Raw genomic sequence first — 19,903 nt, forward strand, 5'->3', positions numbered from 1 at the left:
TTTTAAAAAAGATATAGATTTGGGTAATTCAGTATTTTATGCAGCTTCGTCGCATTTAGCCGCATTGTATTGTTTTATGTGCTCCTGTGGAGTGATGATTTCAAAAGGTTTGTTATCTCTGAGTATGGCAAATATCATGTTGCATACTTTATGTGAGACAGCTCCCATAGCAACAAGTTTAGGCTTTGATTCACATTTTTTGAGGTAGTAATCCCTTAATACAGGATTTTTAGCCTCCCCAGTTCTGGAAGTACTGATGCTCTGAAGTGTTAATACATGAATTACTCTTCTAGCAATAGCGGAACCTCTTTTTGACATTTGTACTTTGGTTCCTTCAAATTTACCAGATTGTTTGACAGCTGGATCAAGACCAAAGTAAGCAAAGAGTTGTTTTGGCTTTGTAAATGCTGAAAAATCACCAATCTCGCCCATGAGAGATACCGCAGATAAGAAACCGGCACCTTTAAATGTTTCTATCAAGTGGATTTGTTTCACAAAATCAGTATCTTCGTTGGAATCTACAAGATTATGCAAAGCATCCATGATGCCTGCGATTTCTTCATCATACTTGCGGATGAAACTTATGTAGAGACGGATACGTTTGATATTACTATCAATGATGTAACCGAATTCATTGGCATCATGTGCAGCTTGAATAATGGCATTATACTTCTTTTCGGCATATGTAAGTCCAAAGCGAGCTGTAGATTTAATGGTATCAATAATCTCTTGTTTGTCAGCTTCAATAAAAGCGTTTGGAGATGTATAAGTCTCCAATAAAGTGAGAGATGTATTGATAGTTACTTTGGAAAAAATACCAAGATATTGTGGGAATGCCATACGTAATTCACCTTGCAGTTTATTCACGTAAGCACTGCGGTTATCCATTAAGTCGTAGTATTCACGACACAGATTACGACAGTTTAAGGCAAGGTCAGATGGCATAAGAGAAACCTTTAAATCAGGTTTCAAACCAACTAAAGCAGCCTTTTTAGAATCAAAACGGTCATTATGTACTTTTCGTATATTCATATTTGTGCTATTCTTAGTGATGATAGGATTTATAACCGAGCAGTTAAAACCCTTATCACGAAGATAGCAGAAGAGTGGGTAATGATAAATTCCCGTGGATTCCAGGAAAATGCGACTTTCCAAAGAATACAACTCTTCTGCTTCTTTTATTTTAGAAACAGCGGTTGTAAGGGAATTCATACTACTATGTAGGATTTTATAAGGCTTTCCTACTAACTGTTGGTTTGGAAGTGCAATAGACATCCAGGAGAAGTCAGCACCGACATCAATACCAACAGAGATGAATAATTCATCAAGATAAAAAATAACATTGTTTGACATGAGCAAAAGCTCCTTTCTGATAGGAATCCATTTCCAATCTGGCAGGTACACAACCTAGCGCGTTATTCGGGTATGGCCTTCCGGCTCCCAACCAGCTAAAACATAAAACCCTGTCGAATGGACTAATTGACTTTCTTGTAGGTATCTGCTGATGATTCAGCATCCCAAGGAGGCGAACATTCTTTGTCCTATCCTACGAGATAATACCTTATGTTATAACTGGTGTCTATCAGGAACCGTCAGACATGATAATTATTTAAGATAACATCTGATGAAGGAAGAACACCTTCTTCTGTTATCTGATTTATAGAAACTTGTTAATCAAGTAGTCTTCATTGACTACATCATTATTATACTAGGATGCGATATTATGCAAAAAGTAACAAATGGATTTGAAATGTTGATGAAGGAGACCGGTGCGGTCGGACCAGGCTTTATGGAAGCAATCATGAAAATTTCAAAGGAAAGTGCATTGGAAGAAAGGGTACATGAACTTGCTTATATTTCTGTGCTCGTGGCGACAAAAATGTATGGGGGACTCCCGTTCCATATTGCACATGCAAAAGAGTTAGGAGCAACAAAGGAAGAAATAAAAAGTGCTATGCTTGTTCCAATGCCGATTGTGGGAATTCAAGTAGCAGATGCGTTACCTTACTTAGAAGGAAAAGATATATGAAGACAATGCAAAAGCAGTCTATAAATATCTGTTCTGCCTGACCCATGATGCGGATATCTCAGAAGAACTCACGCAAGAGACCTTTTATCAGGCGACCAAAGGAATTTATGTATCTTAGATTGGCCGGAGAACTGAACTTTGCAGAAATCGGAAACATCATGGGAAAAACAGAAAACTGGGCGAGAGTTACATTTTATCGAGGAAAACAAAAATTAATGAAAGGAAGAGAAGAATGGAACAGAAATTAACATGTGATACTATAAGAGATTTGCTTCCTATGTATGTGGATGATATGACAAGTGAAGCAACCAATGAATTAATCAAAGAACATCTCAGTGAATGTAAAGAATGCAATCAGATATTAGAAAATATGAAGCAGCCTGTGGTTGTAGAAACGGCACCGGAGGTAAAAGATTTTAAAAAGTATCTGAAAAAGTCAAGAGCCAGTATACTTTACTGGATTATGGGGGTTCTGACAGGATATTTACCTATTTATGTAATGGTAAATTCGGAAAAACATCCATTTGTAAAAGGGATTGCCGTAGCGAATGGATGCACATTTTTGTTAGTGGCAGTCGTTCAGGTGGTTTTGTATTAACAGATGGGAATAGGGGAATTATGGTTCCTTTCTATGGCAGTTCCGGCAAATTTTCTTACGAACTGGATTGTGGGAGATGTTGAGAAACTAACGGATTATTTTAATACATTTGTATCAAATGGTCTGGGAAATTTGATAGTAGCCATTATTTTACTAATAATCGGGATTACTATAAGTATAAAGAATAGCAAACATAAAGCCGAGGAATAGAACATATGCTTCATTAAGGTAACGTTGTCACGTTTTGTAGAATTTTTCACAAATTGATTGAATTTTCAAAAGAAGTATATTAGAATAGAAACGTTGAATAAAAATGTACGAACATTAGGGCGGAGGTTTGAGTATGTACCCAATCGTGAAAAAGAAAAAACTGGCTGACAAGATATATCTTATGGATGTAAAAGCACCTCGTGTTGCTAAGTCCTGTCTGCCTGGACAATTTGTAATTGTAAAAATGGATGAAGAAGGAGAACGTATTCCTCTTACCATTTGTGATTATGACAGAGAAGCAGGAACGATTACCATTGTGTTCCAGACAGTAGGTGCGTCTACTGAGAGAATGGTGAATCTTGAGGAAGGAGATGCATTCCGGGATTTCGTAGGACCTTTAGGATGTGCATCTGAATTGACAGAGACACCAATTGAAGAATTAAAGAAAAAGAAAATCGTGTTTATTGCCGGCGGTGTTGGTACAGCTCCGGTATACCCTCAGGTAAAATGGCTCCATGAAAACGGTGTAGATTGTGATGTTATCATGGGATCTAAGACAAAAGACCTGTTGATATTAGTTGATGAAATGGAAAAGGTAGCAGGAAATCTGTATGTAACAACAGATGATGGTTCCTATGGATTCCATGGTATGGGAACCAATCAGTTAGAAGAGCTGGTGAATGCAGGAAATAAATATGACTTATGTATTGCTATCGGACCGATGATTATGATGAAGTTTGTCTGTCTGCTTACTAAGAAATTGGAGATTCCAACGATTGTTTCATTGAATCCAATTATGGTAGACGGAACCGGAATGTGCGGTGCATGCCGTGTAACTGTTGGCGGAGAGGTTAAATTTGCTTGTGTAGATGGACCTGAATTTGATGGACATTTGGTCGATTTTGATCAGGCGATGAAACGTCAGCAGATGTATAAGACAGAAGAAGGAAGAGCTATGTTAAAAGTGCAGGAAGGCGATACACATCACGGCGGCTGCGGACATTGCGGAGGTGACAAATAATGGATGTAATGAAGAAAGTACCAGTAAGAGAGCAGGAACCACAGGTTCGTGCTAAAAACTTTGAAGAAGTATGTTTAGGATATAATAAGGAAGAAGCTATGGAAGAAGCTTCCAGATGCTTAAATTGTAAAAATGCACAGTGTGTAAAGGGATGTCCGGTTTCCATTGATATTCCGGGATTCGTTTCACAAGTAAAGGAAGGAAACTTTGAAGAAGCATATCATATAATCAGCAAGTCCAGTGCACTTCCGGCAGTATGTGGTCGTGTCTGCCCACAGGAAAGCCAGTGTGAAGGAAAATGTATCCGTGGTATCAAGGGAGAAGCAGTTTCCATTGGTAAGATGGAACGTTTTGTAGCTGACTGGGCAAGAGAAAATGGAATTAAGCCACAGCCGGCAGCAGAGAAAAAGGGACACAAGGTTGCTGTTATCGGTTCCGGTCCTGCTGGTCTTACATGTGCAGGAGATTTGGCAAAAATGGGTTATGATGTTACTATTTTTGAAGCACTCCATGAAGCAGGTGGTGTGTTGATTTATGGTATTCCTGAATTCCGTTTGCCGAAGGATAAAGTAGTGGCAAAAGAAATCGAGAATGTAAAAGCGTTGGGCGTTAAGATTGAAACCAACGTAGTAATTGGAAAGGCAACTACCATTGATGAACTGATGGAAGAAGAAGGATTTGAAGCAGTATTTGTAGGTTCCGGTGCAGGACTTCCGAGATTTATGGGAATTCCGGGAGAGCAGGCAAATGGTGTATTTTCTGCGAATGAGTTCCTTACCAGAAATAATCTGATGAAAGCATTTAAGGATGAATATGATACACCTATTATGAAAGGAAAGAAAGTTGCTGTAGTAGGTGGTGGTAACGTTGCTATGGACGCAGCAAGAACAGCCTTAAGACTTGGAGCAGAGGTACATATTGTATATAGAAGAAGTGAGTCTGAACTTCCGGCGCGTGTGGAAGAAGTTCATCATGCGAAGGAAGAGGGAATTATTTTCGACCTCTTAACCAATCCTACTGAAATTTTAGTAGATGAAAATGGATGGGTAAAAGGAATGACTTGTATTCGTATGGAATTAGGAGAGCCGGATGAGTCTGGAAGAAGAAGTCCGGTAGAAGTAGCAGGCTCTGAATTTGATTTAGAGTTGGATACAGTTATCATGTCACTGGGAACATCACCAAATCCATTAATTTCCTCTACTACAAAGGGACTGGAAATTAATAGAAGAAAATGTATTGTAGCAGAGGAAGAAAATGGTGCTACAAGTAAGCCAGGCGTCTTTGCTGGTGGGGATGCGGTAACCGGAGCAGCTACTGTAATCCTTGCTATGGGAGCAGGAAAAGCAGCTGCAAAGGGTATTGACGAATACCTTTCTAACAAGTAAAATAAGTGTGACAAAAGATAAGGGGATTACCAAATGAGGTAAATCCCCTTTCTATATAAAAGTTAAAAGCAAAAGGTTGTGCAAAAACAGATGAATATTCCTAAGAAAAGCGGGAATGTTAAAATAAGGAGGAAGAAGATATGAAAGATACTACAGTAACAGAGAGCATTTTGTACATAGGGGCAGATGATAAGGATATTGATTTATTTGAGAGTCAGTATGTGGTACCAAATGGGGTTTCCTATAATTCATATGTGATTATGGATGAAAAAATTGCAGTAATGGATACCGTAGACGCTAGAAGAACAGAGGAATGGCTTGAAAATTTGGATAGAGCATTGGCAGGCAGAACACCGGATTATTTGGTGGTTTCTCATATGGAGCCAGATCATGCATCCAATGTTCAGAAATTGGCAGAGAAATATCCAAATATGCAAATCGTTGGAAATGCAAAGACTTTCCCAATGATTGGTCAGTTTTTTGATATAGATTTATCTCAGCGGTCTGTTGTGGTAAAGGAAGGGGATACCTTAAGTCTTGGAAAGCATGAACTTCAGTTCTTTATGGCGCCAATGGTGCATTGGCCGGAAGTAATGGTTTCTTATGAGAAAAGTGAGAAAATTCTGTTCTCCGCAGATGGTTTTGGTAAGTTCGGCGCATTAGATACGGAAGAAGATTGGGCATGTGAGGCAAGACGTTACTATTTTAATATTGTTGGAAAATATGGGGTACAGGTACAGGCGTTGTTAAAGAAAGCAGCAACCCTTGATATTGCTATGATTTGCCCATTACACGGACCTATTTTGAAAGAAGATTTGGGATACTATATTGGAAAATATAATACTTGGAGCAGTTACGAGCCGGAGGACGATGGGGTCTTGGTAGCGTATGCATCTATTCATGGAAATACAAGAAAAGCTGCAGAAAAGATGAAAGAGATTTTGGAAGCAAAGGGAGCAGCTAAGGTTGCTATTACAGATTTATCCAGAGATGATATGGCAGAAGCGGTAGAAGATGCGTTCCGTTATGACAAGGTAGTGCTTGCAGCTGCAACTTATGATGGAGGCGTATTCCCTTGTATGGAAGAATTCCTGCATCATTTAAAGAGTAAAAACTACCAGAAGAGAAAAATTGCCTTAATCGAAAATGGTTCTTGGGGTCCAATGGCTGCAAAGACCATGAAGGGAATTTTGGAAGGAATGAAGGAACTTACCATCTGTGATAAAACAGTTACAATCAAGTCTTCCATGAAGCAGGAAGATGTAACCAAGATGGAAGAATTGGCTGAGGAACTGTTGGCAAAATAGAAGTAGTAGAAAATAAGGAACGAATATGAATTTATTTGATATTGTAGGACCGGTGATGGTTGGTCCCTCCAGCTCTCATACTGCAGGAGCGGTACGAATTGGATATATTGCAAAATTATTGTTGAATGAAAACGTAAAAAAGGCAGAGATATATCTCCATGGTTCTTTCCGGGCAACTGGAAAGGGGCATGGTACGGATCGTGCGTTGATCGCTGGGCTACTTGGTATGCATCCGGAGGATGAAAGAATTCCGGATAGTTTTCAAGTTGCAAAAGAGCAGGGAATGCAGTTTTCCTTTGAGGGAATTGAACTTCGGGATGCACATCCTAATTCTGTTTTGATGAAACTGACAGGAGTAAATGGACGAGAGTTGGAAATAGAAGCTGCTTCTATCGGAGGTGGAAGAATTAGAATCAGTAAGTTGGATGGTTTGGAAGCTAATTTCTGCGGAGATTATCCAACACTTATTGTACACAATTTAGACCAGCCGGGACATGTTGCAGAAGTCACATCTATGCTTGCCCACAAGTCTGTTAATATTGCTACCATGCAGCTATATCGTGACAGAAGAGGCGGTGATGCCGTTATGATTATTGAATGCGATAAAGAGGTGCCACCAGAATCCGTTGAATGGTTGGAAAAACTGGAAGGGGTTCGAAAAGTCACATATTTAAGTCTGATAGAAAAGCAATAAGTAAAGGTAAGGAGCCACATTATGAGTTTTAAATCATTAAAAGAGATTGTGGATAGTGTAAGAGAGCAGAAGAAACCTTTCTGGAGAATTATCATGGAAGATGATATGTCAGAACGGATGGTATCAGAGGAGGAATCTTTTGGTGCCATGAAAAGAATGTATGATACTATGCGGATGGCAGATCAGTCTTATGATGAAAAGTTGAAATCTGCCAGTGGCTTGGTAGGTGGAGATGGTTGGCAGATGAGGGAAGCAGTTGCAGCTGGAAAAACAATGTCGGGTGCTTTTATTGGCGAGGTTATGGTGAAAGCTCTAAAAATGGGAGAGTCTAATGCCTGTATGAAGCGAATTGTGGCAGCTCCTACGGCTGGTTCCTGTGGTGTGATGCCGGCGGTGTTCCTGACTTATCAGGAGCAATATGGTGTTAAGGATGAAAAAATGATTGAAGCCATGTTTGTGGCTGCAGGGATTGGTACAGTAATAGCGGAACGTGCTTTTATTGCAGGTGCAACCGGAGGATGTCAGGCCGAAATTGGAAGTGCCAGTGCTATGGCAGCCGGAGGACTTGCGTATTTGCAAGGAGGAACAGAACAAGAAATTGTCCATGCAGCGGCGATGGCATTAAAAAGTCTGTTGGGATTAGTCTGTGACCCGGTGGCAGGACTTGTAGAGGTTCCTTGTGTAAAGCGTAATGTAATCGGAGCAGTCAATGCGATTACCAGTGCAGATATGGCAATAGCAGGAATTGTAAGTCGTATTCCACCGGATGAGGTAATTGATGCCATGCGTGCGGTTGGAATAGCATTACCGAGTTCTTTAAAAGAAACCGGAGAAGGTGGATTGGCAGCAACGCCTTCCGGAGAAGAATTTACAAGAAGAATGATGGAAGAGCAGTAAGCCAGTTTTGGTTTACTGCTCTTTTTAAAAAAATTTTAAATTTTTTGAAGACATTTTTGTAGTATACTCGTTATAGTAAATGAACAGATAGTAAAACAGAAAAGGAGGCGGATAAAATCGATAATGAAGTGTATTTTGGTTATCTGTTGGATACATATCAGAAATTAGTATATTCTATTTGTTTTAAATTTACAGGTAACCAGTTTGACGCAGAAGATTTGACCCAGGAAACATTTTTATCTGTCTATAAGAATTTAACTACTTTTCAAAGGGATTATGAAAGGGCTTGGATTTGTAAGATTGCTACGAATAAAGGACTAGACTTTATTAAGAGTGCAGGAAGGCGTAGTGAGCCGAAGGAAGATGCTTATTTTACAGAGGTAAAAGATAGCAGAGACGGACCGGAGGAGGAATACTTACAACAAGAATCCAAAGAATATGTATTTACTATCTGTCAGAGCCTGAAAAGTCCTTATAAAGAAGTGGCTACAGAGCATTTTTATAGGGAAAAATCAGTAAAAGAAATATCAGAAGAAACGGGAAAAGGAATCAAGACCATTCAGACCCAGATATATCGGGCGAAGGCAATGATTAAGAAACTAATAGAAGGGAGGACGACCAAGAGATGACAGAGTTAAGAGAACAGCATATTACAAGGGAAATGTTTGAATGTTGGCAGCAGGGAAAAATGGAAGGCCAGCGAGAGGAAGAATTTTTAAGACATACGGGAACATGTACTTTTTGCGCAGAACAGTTTGGCATATGGATGGAAGAGAATCTGATGGAACCACCGGCATATTTGAAAGAAGAAATTACCAGAAGAACCAGACAGATAGATGTACAAACTGCAGTAAAGGTAAAGCAGACGTCAAAGCAGATGCAGTTGATGATATACAGCTTAAAAGTAGGTCTTGCGGTTGTTGCTTCCATATTTCTATTGACGGTAACTAGCAGTATTCAGAATATGAATATGGAGATTCCGTCTCCTAAGTCGGTTACAACAGAAACTCATCAGGAGAAGGAAAGTATCACAGATAAATTGAATCGTGGCAGTAGTTTTGTTACAGATGCATTAAACCAGATGACCAATGGTGTTTTTAGATAGAACAAAAAGGCTTAGAAGAGCAAAGTAGGAGGAATTGAGATGACAAGAAAGAAAAGTGGATTTTTAACATTCTGTTTCTCGTTAATACCGGGGGCAGGAGAGATGTATATGGGATTTATGAAACAGGGATTAAGCGTTATGGGAGTATTCTGGGGATTGATTTTTGTTGCGGCTTACCTGAATATTGATCAGGTATTGTTTGTGCTTCCTATCTTGTGGTGTTATAGTTTCTTTCATGTGCATAATTTGAGAGGAATGTCAGATGAAGAATTTTATGCCGTAGAAGATGATTATTTGTTTCACATAGAGCAGGTATTACCAAATGGAAAATGGAGCAAAAAGCAGAATAATATTCTGGCAGGAATCTTAATTTTTGTAGGAATTGCAGTATTGTGGCATTATCTATCTGAATATTTGTATTGGCTGTTACCGGATTGGATTTATTGGACGTTTGTAGAGGCTATACCACAAATTATCATAGCAGTTCTTTTGGTTTTTGTGGGAATTATGCTGATTCGGGGAAAAAAGGCAGAGTTAGATAAGGAAGAGGAGAAAAAGAAGGAGGGAACGTTATGAGAACCAGAAGAGTAGGAAGTATTACTTGCGGTTGTATGTTGATTGTATTTGGAATATTATTTCTGATTCATATGGTTTATCCGGCGCTAAGTTTGGCTTTTATTGTAAAGCTGTGGCCGGTTATATTGGTAGCGCTTGGGGCAGAAATGATATTTGCTAATTTGCACCAGGCTTCGGAAGAAAAGGAAGTAGTTAAGTATGACAAGGGAGCGATTTTTATTACTTTTTTGTTGATGTGCTTTGCCATGGGGATGGGAATTGTAGAATACTGTATGGAGTATTATGTGAGATTCGGATATATACACATTTAGAAGAAAAGAGAGCTATTGCAATAAAAAGTTGCATTAGCTCTTTTTTGGTGCATGGAAAATGAATTGTATAAAATGCACAAAAAATAAAGAATTAAAATGTAAAAAACAAACAAAGTAACGGTAAAAATGGAAAATGTTATTGATTTTTTTGGGAATAAGCATTATACTAACACTATCAACTGAAAACGTTACCGGAAACGCTTTCAGAAGAACAATTCATATTACTATTTATAGGAGGATGTATACTATGAAAAGAAAGTTAGTATCACTTATGTTGGTGGCAGCCATGGCGGCATCAATGGTTGTTGGATGTGGCAACAACTCAAATGACAAAGGGTCCAACGACAAGGGCAAGACAGAAGAAGCTGGTGGGGAAAAAGATGAGTCTGGAAGTACAGCAAGTGGTGACGGAAGAGTTTATTTGCTGAACTTCAAACCGGAAACAGACCAGGCATGGCAGGACTTAGCAGATGTTTATACCGACGAGACAGGGGTTGAAGTTAATGTATTAACAGCTGCAGACGGACAGTACAGCACAACAATGCAGTCCGAAATGGCAAAAGATGAAGCGCCAACTATTTTCAATATTGGTAATACAACAGCAGCACAGACTTGGAATGATTACACCTTAGATTTAAAAGATTCTGAGTTGTATAAACATTTAACAGATAAGTCTCTTTCCATTACTTATGACGGAAAGATTGCAGCAGTAGCAAACTGCTACGAATGTTATGGTATTATCTACAATAAGAAAATCTTAAATGACTATTGTACTTTAGATGGAGCAGTAATTGCTTCTCCTGATGAGATTACAAGCTTTGATACATTAAAAGCAGTTGCAGAAGATATCAATGCTAGAGTAGATGAAATCAATGATGAGTTTGGTTATGAACTTCAGGGAGCATTTGCTTCTGCAGGTTTGGATAGTGGTTCTAGCTGGAGATTTTCCGGACATCTTGCAAATATGCCATTATACTATGAATTCAAGGATGATGGATGTGATTTAATCAATGGTGAAGCTACTATTGATGGAACATATCTGGATCAGTACAAAGCAGTTTGGGATTTATATGTAAATACTTCTGGCGCAGATCCAAAAACTCTGAATTCCGGTGCATTAAATGCAGAGAGTGAATTCGGTATGGAAGAAGCTGTATTCTATCAGAATGGTGACTGGGAATTCTCTCCATTAACAAGTGATGAAAATGGTTACCTTGTAACAGCTGATGATATCGGAATGATGCCAATTTACTTTGGTGTTGATGATGAAAATCAGGGACTTTGTGTAGGAACTGAAAACTATTGGGCAGTAAATAGCCAGGCTTCTCAGGAAGATATTGATGCTACTTTAGCATTCCTTGAATGGGTTATCACATCTGACGAAGGTCGTGATGCAATCACAAATACAATGGGATTATCTGCTCCATATGATACCTTTACAGGTGATTATGAATCTGCAAACGCATTTGTTCAGGATTCCAATGCATTGATGTCAGCTGGAAAAACTTCTGTAGCATGGAGCTTTAACGCAACTCCAAACGTAGATGATTGGAGAGCAGATGTTGTTTCTGCATTAACTGCTTATACAGATGGTTCTGGAGACTGGGATGCAGTTAAAACCGCATTCGTTGACGGATGGGCAAATCAGTGGACACTTGCTCATGAAGATGATGCACAGTAATTTTGACAGACTAATAGAAAAGGTCATGTAATTCAAGGGGGAGAGGGCATTTCGATACCTTCTCCCCCGTTTGAAGGAAAGGGGTTATTATGGAAAAAGCAATAAAAAAGTATTTTCCAGTATTTGTGCTTCCAACATTGGTAGCATTTGCAATTGGTTTTATTATTCCATTTATATATGGTATATTCCTCTCATTTTGTAAATTCACTACGGTAACGGATTTTAAATGGGTAGGTTTTAATAATTATAAAAGGATTTTATATGTAAATGGGGTGTTGGATACAACATTTCTTCATTCTTTATGGTATACAGCGTTGTTTGCAATCGTTTCAGTAATAATTATTAATGTTGTTTCTTTTGCCATTGCAATGCTTTTAACAAAGGGAATCAAAGGAACTAATTTGTTCCGAACAGTATTTTTTATGCCAAATCTGATTGGCGGTATTGTATTAAGTTATATTTGGTTAATGCTTTTTAATAGTGTTTTATCCCATTTTTCGAAAACAATTGTCTCATCACAGTGGTATGCATTCTGGGGATTGATGGTTGTTGTATGCTGGCAACAGATAGGATATATGATGATTATATATGTTGCGGGTATTCAGAATATCCCGGGAGAACTGATTGAGGCTGCAAAAATAGATGGTGCAAATGCATGGCAGACATTAAAGTCTGTAACTCTTCCATTATTGATGCCAACGATTACAATATGTACGTTCTTGACGATGTCAAATGGATTTAAGTTGTTTGACCAGAACCTGGCATTGACAGGTGGTAATCCGGGTAAGATGTCACAGCTGTTAGCGTTGAATATTTATGATACTATGTACGGAACGACAGGATGGCAAGGCGTAGGTCAGGCTAAGGCAGTTATTTTCTTCATTCTGGTTGCTGTAATTTCAATGGTACAGAATAGAATAACTACCAGTAAGGAGGTAGAACAGTAATGGCAAAAAAAGCGGACGAAATGACTTCTGTAAGAAGAGCGAAGCACGGAGCTGTATTAAGCGTGATTTTGGCAATTGTATCATTGGTATGGATTTCACCGATTTTGATTGTAATTATGAACTCTTTTAAACGAAAAGCGTTCATATTCAGAAATCCATTTAGTATCAGTAGTAAGTCCATCACGGAAGGATGGGATGCGTTTGTAAAGGGAATTGAGAGGGTTATGTGTGGAACACTCAATTATGCCAATGCAATTAAGAAAACAGACTTCTTTCATGCATTTGGATATTCCCTGTTTATTACAGTAGCATCCGTAGTTGTTATTGTGTTATGTACTTCTATGTGTGCATGGTACATTACAAGAGTACATAGTAAATTCACCAAAGGAATGTATATGTTATGTCTGTTTTCCATGATTGTTCCATTCCAGATGGTAATGTTTACTTTATCCAAATTTGCAAATATGCTTCATTTAGGTAATCCGGTGGGAATTATAGTGGTATATCTTGGATTTGGTGCAGGACTTGCGGTGTTCCTGTTTACCGGATTTGTTAAGGGAATTTCACTTGAGATAGAAGAGGCAGCTATGATTGACGGATGTAATCCATTACAGACATTTTTTAGAGTGGTATTTCCGATTTTGAAACCAACCGCAATTACGGTGGCAATCTTGCAGGCTATGTGGATTTGGAATGACTATTTGTTACCAAGTTTGGTTCTTAATATTAACAAATATAAGACCATTCCAATCGCAATTCAGTATTTGAAACAGAGTCATGGTCAGATTGACTGGGGTGCTATGATGGCAGTACTTGTACTTGCAATTGTTCCAATTATAATTTTTTACTTATTCTGTCAGAAGTATATCATCGAAGGAGTATTGGCAGGAGCTGTAAAGGGTTAAATTTTTAGAAAAGGCAGGAAATGATATGATGACGATTAAAGATATAGCAAAGGAATCCGGATATTCTGTAAGTACTGTATCCAGGGTTTTAAATAATCGTAGAGATGTAAGCCCGGAGGCAAAAAAGAGAATAGAAGAGATTGTTGCTGAACATCATTTCGTGCCAAATAATAATGCAAAGCATCTGAAACAGAACGTTAGCAAGACAATTGCAGTTCTGGTAAAGGGAACTTCGAATATGCTTTTTGCCAGCATCGTAGAAGAAATTCAGAAAAAAATAGAAAAAACAAGATATACAGCAAGTATTACCTATATTGACGAGGATGATAATGAAGTAGAAGAAGCAGTTATTGTATGCAGGGAACGTAAACCTATGGGAATGCTTTTCCTGGGAGGAAATCCACAGTCTTTTGAAGAGACCTTTCAGGAAATAAATGTTCCCTGTGTACTGGTAACGAATCAGGGAAATGCCCTTAAATTTGATAATTTATCCAGTGTTGCAACAGATGATGAAAAAGCAGCAGAATGTGCTATTGACTTTTTGATTGAACAAGGGCATACTAGAATAGGAATTCTGGGAGGAGTACGTAGTTTGTCTCATACCAGTAACCAACGCTATCTGGGATGCTTGAAGAGTTTTGCTAAGCATGATATAGTTTTTGATGAAGCAGTGTACTATGAGACAGCTCGTTTTTCTTATGACAATGCATATTATGCTATGCAGCGTTTATATAAAAGAGCAGGCGATATTACGGCAGTATTTGCCATGAGTGATGTAACTGCAATTGGAGCGATTCGTGCTTTGATTGATATGGGGATAAAAGTGCCGGAAGAGATTTCGGTCATGGGATTTGATGGGATTGCGTTAGCAAAGTATTATAATCCAAAACTAACCACCATTCAACAGCAGTATAGCACCCTGGCATCCAGAAGTGTAGAAATACTATTAAATTATATTGAGTTAAGCACTAGCCCGGTACATGAAGTTATTCCATTTGGACTCATTCAGGGCGAAAGTGTGAAAAAAATAATAGGAGGAACGCAGAATGCGTAGTAGTGGAATTTTAATGCATATTTCTTCATTACCATCCCCGTATGGTATTGGAACCATGGGAAAGGAGGCAAGAAAATTTGTAGACTTTCTCGTAGAATCAGCACAAACATACTGGCAGGTGTTACCAATTTGTCCAACAAGTTATGGTGACTCACCTTACCAGTCTTTTTCTAGTTTTGCAGGAAATCCATATTTTATAGATTTGGATACTTTATGCGAAGAAGGATTATTAGAAAAGAAAGAATGTGAATCTTATGCATGGGGAGATAATGTAGAAGAGGTAGATTACGGTACATTATATGAGAGCCGTTATTCATTGTTACATAAGGCATATGGACGCTTTAAGAAGGATGTTCCGGCTGATTATGATAAATTCTGTAAAGAGCAGGATTGGTTGGAAGATTATGCTTTATTTATGGCATTGAAGGATGCTCATGATGGTGTGGCATGGAGTGAGTGGGAAGAAGAATTAAAACTTCGTAAGCCGGAAGCTATGAAAAAGGCAACATCTGAGTTAGCAGAAGAGATAGAATTTTGGAAGATGCTTCAATACCTGTTTTATAAACAGTGGAATGAATTAAAGGCTTATGCAAATGAAAATGGAATTCAGATTATTGGAGATGTTCCGATTTATGTTGCAATGGATAGTGCTGATGTATGGGCAAATCCGACACAGTTCTATCTTGACAAAAATCTGGACCCAATTGATGTAGCAGGATGCCCACCGGATGCATTTTCAGAAGATGGACAGTTGTGGGGAAATCCATTGTTCCGTTGGGATGTTATGAAAAAAGATAACTTTACTTGGTGGACAAAGCGAATGGAAAAAATGACAAAGCTTTTTGATGTAGTAAGAATTGATCATTTCCGTGGATTTGACTCTTACTATGCAATCCCATTTGGTGATAAAACCGCTCGTAATGGCGAGTGGCGCGAAGGTCCTGGAATTGAATTGTTCCGGACTATGGAGAAAAAGCTTGGTAAGATGAATGTTATTGCAGAAGATTTAGGATTCCTTACTGATTCTGTAAGACAGATGCTGAAGGATTCCGGATATCCGGGAATGAAGCTTGTTCAGTTTGCATTTGATACAAGAGAAGATGGAGACTATTTGCCACATAATTATACGCAGAATAGTGTAGTGTATGCAGGAACACATGATAATGATACGATTATTGGTTGGCTGGATACAGCATCTAAGGAATGTGTAGAATATGCAACAGAGTATTTGAAACTGGACAAGAAAGAAGGATATAACTGGGGCATTATGCGTGGAGTTTGGTCCAGTGTAAGTGATATGGCTATAGTAACCATGCAGGATGTGCTGGGAATTGGTAGCGAAGGAAGAATGAATATACCTTCTACTTTAGGATGCAACTGGAAATGGCGTATGAAGGACGGTGCACTTGATAAGAAATTATCCAAGAAAGTACGTAATTATACAGAAGTATACGGACGTGCGCCAAAGAAGCCAGAGGAAGAAAAAGAAGAAGTTAAGGAAGAAGTAAAGAAAGCAAAAAAGAAATAAAAAGTATGTAGAATAGGAAGAGGCAATTCACGAGGAAAACTTTTGAATTGCCTCTTCCATATATTAAGGGGAATACAATTAATACAAGGTCACCCCTCTATGCTCCACAGAAGTAGAAAACACAATCAGTGTCTTAGTACGTCCATAGGTCTGCAATTCTCCGATAAAGTGATCTAACTCCATAGTGCTTGGAAAAAGAACTTCCAGCAGCATGGAGTAGTCACCTGTTACACAGTTACATTCAATGACGTTAGGACAGGACTTGATATAAGGGTAAAATTCTTTTTTCTCTACTGGTTCTACTTCCAGATTGATAAATGCCTTGATATGATATCCAAGTGCAATAGGGTTAAGAACTGCATGATAGCCTTCAATATATCCTTGTTCTTCCAAGCGGGAAATACGGGAGGACACCGCAGGTGAGGAAAGAAATACCTTTGCTGCGATTTCTTTTATGGAAATTCGTGCATCACGTTGGAGCATATTTAAAATTTCTTTATCGACATAATCTAATTCTTCGTGTTTCATGAAATAAAAATCCTTTCCTGACTACGCCTTCGTATATCATCAATTTATCACTGGTACCATAAAATGTCAATGACTTAATAAAATAAAGTAAAAATAGGAATTTCGTTAAAGAGTTTTGTAAAAATGCTTCATTTCGTAAAGTTTTTTCGTGTTTTAAATGGAATATTGACTTTTCAGAGGGAAAAAGTCTATGATAACCAACAGTTGATGCGCAGAGACAAAAAAAGAAAAGGAGCGGCATATAAAATGTATCATACATATAACCCATACGAGAATGTTGTCAGTGTTATGACAGAAGCAATGGAAAAAGGAAACATTGACAAGACCATGTTTGAAATTATCAAGAACCCACAGAGAGAAACCAAGGTATATCTTCCGGTAGAAATGGATGACGGAACGGTAAAGGTATTTGAAGGCTATCGCGTACAGCATTCCAATATCCGTGGACCATTCAAAGGAGGAATCCGTTATCATCAGGATTGTACATTGGATGAAGTAAAGGCATTGGCAACCTGGATGTCCTTAAAATGTGCAGTTGCCAATATTCCATATGGTGGTGCAAAGGGAGGAATCAAGGTAGACCCGCATACGCTTTCTAAGAGAGAACTTTGTAAGCTTACCAGACGTTATACTTTTGCCATTGCTCCAATCATCGGAGCAGATACCGATATTCCCGCACCGGATGTAAACACGAATGCACAGACGATGGCGTGGGTATTAGATACTTATAGTCAGTTAAATGGAAAGCCTTGCCCGGGTGTAGTAACAGGAAAGCCAATCGAGTTGGGCGGTTCCAGAGGAAGAAAATCTGCAACCGGACGTGGTGTTGTCATTAGTACGAAACTATTGCTGTCACTGGAAGGAAAGAAACTGGAAGGAACAAAAGTAGCTATTCAGGGAATGGGAAATGTAGGAAGCAATGCTGCAAGAATATTTTTCCATCGTGGGGTGAAAATTGTTGCACTTAGCGATGTGTCAGGTGGAATCTACTGCGAATCCGGTCTTAATGCAGATGAAGTTTCTGAATTTCTGGAAAAAGGAAATCTATTAAAGGATTATGAAAAAGAGGGGGTAAGCCATATTACCAATGAAGAACTATTAGAAACAGAGTGTGACGTATTGGTGCCGGCAGCATTAGAAAATCAGATTACAGAAGATAATGCAGAAAAATTGCGTTGTTCTTATATTGTAGAGGCTGCCAATGGTCCTACTACCAGAGAGGCAGACGAGATTCTGGACAAGAGAGGGATTCCGGTAGTGCCGGATATTTTTGCTAACAGCGGTGGAGTTATCGTATCCTATTTTGAGTGGGTACAGAATATTCAGGAACTGACATGGGAAAGAAACAGAGTAAATGAGATGTTAGAAGACCTGATGTCAAAATCTTTTGGAGAAATCATGGGTGTGTCAAAAGAATGCGATTGTACGCTTCGCATGGCAGCTTATATTGTGGCACTTAGAAAGTTGATTTATGCCGAAGAAATAAAGGGATTGTTCCCGTAAAATAGATTCTAAAGAAAAACCTCCTGCATATACTGTAAACAGTAGAACAGGAGGTTATTTTATGGAAAATATCAGTGCCGGTACATATAATATCTATAAGGATATCAGTGCAAGAACACATGGAGATATTTATATTGGGGTAGTGGGACCTGTGCGGACCGGAAAATCTACCTTTATCAAACGTTTTATGGATATTATGGTATTGCCGGAAATGGAAGACGAGAATGACAGAGAGCGGGCGACAGATGAATTGCCTCAGTCTGCCCAGGGAAAGACCATTATGACAACGGAGCCTAAGTTTGTACCGAAAGAGGCAGCTCGTATTCAGTTGGCAGAGGATTTAGAAGTAAAGGTAAGATTGATTGACTGTGTAGGATTTATGGTGGAAGGTGCAACGGGACATCAGGAAGATGGAAGTGAGCGCATGGTGAGAACACCATGGTTTGACTATGAGATTCCATTTACACAGGCGGCAGAAATTGGTACGCAAAAGGTAATCAAGGAACATTCCAATATTGGAATTGTGGTAACTACAGATGGAAGTATTACAGAGCTTCCCAGAGAAAGTTATATTCCGGCAGAGGAAAAAACAGTGGGACAACTGAAAAAGATGGGAAAGCCTTTTATCGTATTGTTAAATACGCAAAAACCATATAGTCCGGAAAGTCAGAAATTGTCTGAAGAACTGATGCAAAAGTATGGAGTGACAGTACTGCCGGTTAACTGTGAGCAGCTTCGTAAAGATGATATTTATCGGATATTGGAAAGTATTCTTTATGAATTTCCGATTGAACGAGTGGAATTCTATATGCCGAAGTGGGTAGAGATGTTGGAGAATTCTCATAAGATAAAGGAAAATGTCATTGAAAATGCTAAAAGTATATTAAATCAGTTCAATTATGCCAGAGATGCCAGAAACATTGAATTGACGCCGCAGGGAGAGTATGTAAAAAAAATCAAGTTAGATAAAATGGAGTTGTCAAAGGGAAGCGTCCAGATTATTTTTGATATTGATGAAAAATATTACTATGAGAATATGAGTGAGTTGACCGGAGTGCCAATTCAGGGAGAATATCAGCTCATTTCTATGATAAAGGAATTATCGGGAATGAAACGGGAGTATGATAAGGTGGCGAGTGCCATGGAAGCAGTAAAGCAAAAAGGGTATGGAGTGGTAACACCACAGCTTTCTGATATTCAAATCGAAGAACCGGTGCTTATTAAGCATGGAAATAAATTTGGAGTGAAAATTAAGGCGCAGTCTCCATCGATTCATATGATTAAAGCAAATGTAGAAACGGAGATAGCACCGATTATCGGAAGTGAAGAACAGGCGCAGGATTTGATTGGATACATTAAGACTTCAAGAGACCAGGAAGAGGGCCTGTGGCAGACGAATATTTTTGGGAAATCCATTGGGGAACTGGTGGAGGATGGAATCCGAAGCAAGATTACCATGATGGATGATGAAAGTCAGTTAAAGCTTCAAGATACTATGCAGAAAATTGTAAATGACAGTAACGGTGGTCTGGTGTGCATTATTATATAAGCTGATTTAAAAAGTCGGAAAATGAGAAAATATCGTTTTCCGACTTTTATTTGTGTACAAGGCAAAAAAAATTTA

The 19,903-nt window shown here is 38.7% G+C and carries 22 protein-coding genes; 20 read left to right on the top strand and 2 right to left on the bottom strand.

The genetic code is table 11. The features are described from left to right. Positions 1-36: 36 nt before the first annotated feature. A complete protein-coding gene (locus BIV20_RS05905) occupies positions 37-1,353 on the bottom strand; it encodes an IS110 family transposase (RefSeq protein WP_075718988.1) in 1,317 nt (438 codons plus the stop codon). Between the two features lie 370 nt (positions 1,354-1,723). Between BIV20_RS05905 and BIV20_RS05910 the strand changes: the two genes are divergently transcribed. From BIV20_RS05910 to malQ, 18 genes are all read left to right on the top strand, one after another. Continuing rightward, positions 1,724-2,029 (top strand): carboxymuconolactone decarboxylase family protein, encoded by a 306-nt coding sequence (locus BIV20_RS05910; protein WP_075718990.1) that lies wholly within the window; start codon positions 1,724-1,726, stop codon positions 2,027-2,029. A gap of 107 nt (positions 2,030-2,136) precedes the next feature. Further along, positions 2,137-2,277, top strand: coding sequence for an RNA polymerase subunit sigma-24 (locus BIV20_RS05915; protein WP_075718992.1), 141 nt, complete (start codon positions 2,137-2,139; stop codon positions 2,275-2,277). Further along, on the top strand, positions 2,262-2,627 hold the full coding sequence (locus tag BIV20_RS05920) for a zf-HC2 domain-containing protein (protein ID WP_075718994.1): 366 nt from the start codon (positions 2,262-2,264) through the stop codon (positions 2,625-2,627). The genes BIV20_RS05915 and BIV20_RS05920 overlap by 16 nt, the downstream gene beginning before the upstream one ends. A 3-nt stretch (positions 2,628-2,630) precedes the next feature. Then, entirely contained in the window at positions 2,631-2,837 is a 207-nt protein-coding gene (locus BIV20_RS05925; RefSeq protein ID WP_075718996.1) for a hypothetical protein, read from the top strand. A 133-nt stretch (positions 2,838-2,970) separates the two neighbouring features. Then, complete coding sequence (locus BIV20_RS05930) at positions 2,971-3,858, top strand: sulfide/dihydroorotate dehydrogenase-like FAD/NAD-binding protein (protein ID WP_075718998.1); 888 nt, start codon at positions 2,971-2,973, stop codon at positions 3,856-3,858. After that, positions 3,858-5,243, top strand: a complete 1,386-nt coding sequence (gene gltA / locus BIV20_RS05935; protein WP_075719000.1) for an NADPH-dependent glutamate synthase — start codon at positions 3,858-3,860, stop codon at positions 5,241-5,243. The genes BIV20_RS05930 and gltA overlap by 1 nt, the downstream gene beginning before the upstream one ends. A 140-nt stretch (positions 5,244-5,383) precedes the next feature. Then, complete coding sequence (locus BIV20_RS05940) at positions 5,384-6,550, top strand: FprA family A-type flavoprotein (protein WP_075719002.1); 1,167 nt, start codon at positions 5,384-5,386, stop codon at positions 6,548-6,550. Between the two features lie 25 nt (positions 6,551-6,575). Next, positions 6,576-7,244 (top strand): L-serine ammonia-lyase, iron-sulfur-dependent subunit beta, encoded by a 669-nt coding sequence (gene sdaAB / locus BIV20_RS05945; RefSeq protein WP_075719004.1) that lies wholly within the window; start codon positions 6,576-6,578, stop codon positions 7,242-7,244. 21 nt (positions 7,245-7,265) lie between these two features. Next, positions 7,266-8,141, top strand: coding sequence for an L-serine ammonia-lyase, iron-sulfur-dependent, subunit alpha (sdaAA, locus tag BIV20_RS05950; RefSeq protein WP_075719006.1), 876 nt, complete (start codon positions 7,266-7,268; stop codon positions 8,139-8,141). 128 nt (positions 8,142-8,269) lie between these two features. Next, complete coding sequence (locus BIV20_RS05955; RefSeq protein ID WP_242939787.1) at positions 8,270-8,770, top strand: RNA polymerase sigma factor; 501 nt, start codon at positions 8,270-8,272, stop codon at positions 8,768-8,770. Then, positions 8,767-9,246, top strand: coding sequence for a hypothetical protein (locus tag BIV20_RS05960; RefSeq protein WP_075719010.1), 480 nt, complete (start codon positions 8,767-8,769; stop codon positions 9,244-9,246). The genes BIV20_RS05955 and BIV20_RS05960 overlap by 4 nt, the downstream gene beginning before the upstream one ends. 39 nt (positions 9,247-9,285) lie before the next feature. Beyond that, entirely contained in the window at positions 9,286-9,822 is a 537-nt protein-coding gene (locus tag BIV20_RS05965; protein ID WP_075719012.1) for a hypothetical protein, read from the top strand. Next, positions 9,819-10,133 (top strand): LiaI-LiaF-like domain-containing protein, encoded by a 315-nt coding sequence (locus BIV20_RS05970; protein WP_075719014.1) that lies wholly within the window; start codon positions 9,819-9,821, stop codon positions 10,131-10,133. Before BIV20_RS05965 ends, BIV20_RS05970 begins: the two co-directional genes overlap by 4 nt. A gap of 247 nt (positions 10,134-10,380) precedes the next feature. Beyond that, on the top strand, positions 10,381-11,814 hold the full coding sequence (locus BIV20_RS05975) for an ABC transporter substrate-binding protein (protein ID WP_075719016.1): 1,434 nt from the start codon (positions 10,381-10,383) through the stop codon (positions 11,812-11,814). 89 nt (positions 11,815-11,903) lie between these two features. Further along, positions 11,904-12,761, top strand: coding sequence for a carbohydrate ABC transporter permease (locus tag BIV20_RS05980; protein ID WP_075719018.1), 858 nt, complete (start codon positions 11,904-11,906; stop codon positions 12,759-12,761). Then, positions 12,761-13,666: a carbohydrate ABC transporter permease gene (locus BIV20_RS05985; RefSeq protein WP_075719020.1), complete on the top strand. Its 906-nt coding sequence runs from the start codon at positions 12,761-12,763 to the stop codon at positions 13,664-13,666. Before BIV20_RS05980 ends, BIV20_RS05985 begins: the two co-directional genes overlap by 1 nt. 25 nt (positions 13,667-13,691) lie before the next feature. After that, positions 13,692-14,720 (top strand): LacI family DNA-binding transcriptional regulator, encoded by a 1,029-nt coding sequence (locus tag BIV20_RS05990; protein WP_192848869.1) that lies wholly within the window; start codon positions 13,692-13,694, stop codon positions 14,718-14,720. Further along, positions 14,713-16,248 carry a 4-alpha-glucanotransferase gene (malQ, locus tag BIV20_RS05995; RefSeq protein WP_075719024.1) on the top strand — a complete coding sequence of 512 codons (1,536 nt, stop codon included), beginning with the start codon at positions 14,713-14,715 and terminating at the stop codon, positions 16,246-16,248. Before BIV20_RS05990 ends, malQ begins: the two co-directional genes overlap by 8 nt. 78 nt (positions 16,249-16,326) lie before the next feature. Here the strand turns inward: malQ and BIV20_RS06000 are convergent, their stop codons facing one another. Further along, positions 16,327-16,776, bottom strand: a complete 450-nt coding sequence (locus BIV20_RS06000; protein ID WP_075719026.1) for an Lrp/AsnC family transcriptional regulator — start codon at positions 16,774-16,776, stop codon at positions 16,327-16,329. A 246-nt stretch (positions 16,777-17,022) separates the two neighbouring features. On the opposite strand from BIV20_RS06000, the gene BIV20_RS06005 reads away from it, so the two are divergent. Further along, positions 17,023-18,279: a Glu/Leu/Phe/Val family dehydrogenase gene (locus BIV20_RS06005; RefSeq protein ID WP_075719222.1), complete on the top strand. Its 1,257-nt coding sequence runs from the start codon at positions 17,023-17,025 to the stop codon at positions 18,277-18,279. 61 nt (positions 18,280-18,340) lie between these two features. Further along, positions 18,341-19,828, top strand: coding sequence for a stage IV sporulation protein A (gene spoIVA / locus BIV20_RS06010; protein ID WP_075719028.1), 1,488 nt, complete (start codon positions 18,341-18,343; stop codon positions 19,826-19,828). Positions 19,829-19,903: the final 75 nt, after the last annotated feature.

It is taken from the genome of Roseburia sp. 499, assembly GCF_001940225.2.
Lineage (GTDB): Bacteria > Bacillota > Clostridia > Lachnospirales > Lachnospiraceae > Petralouisia.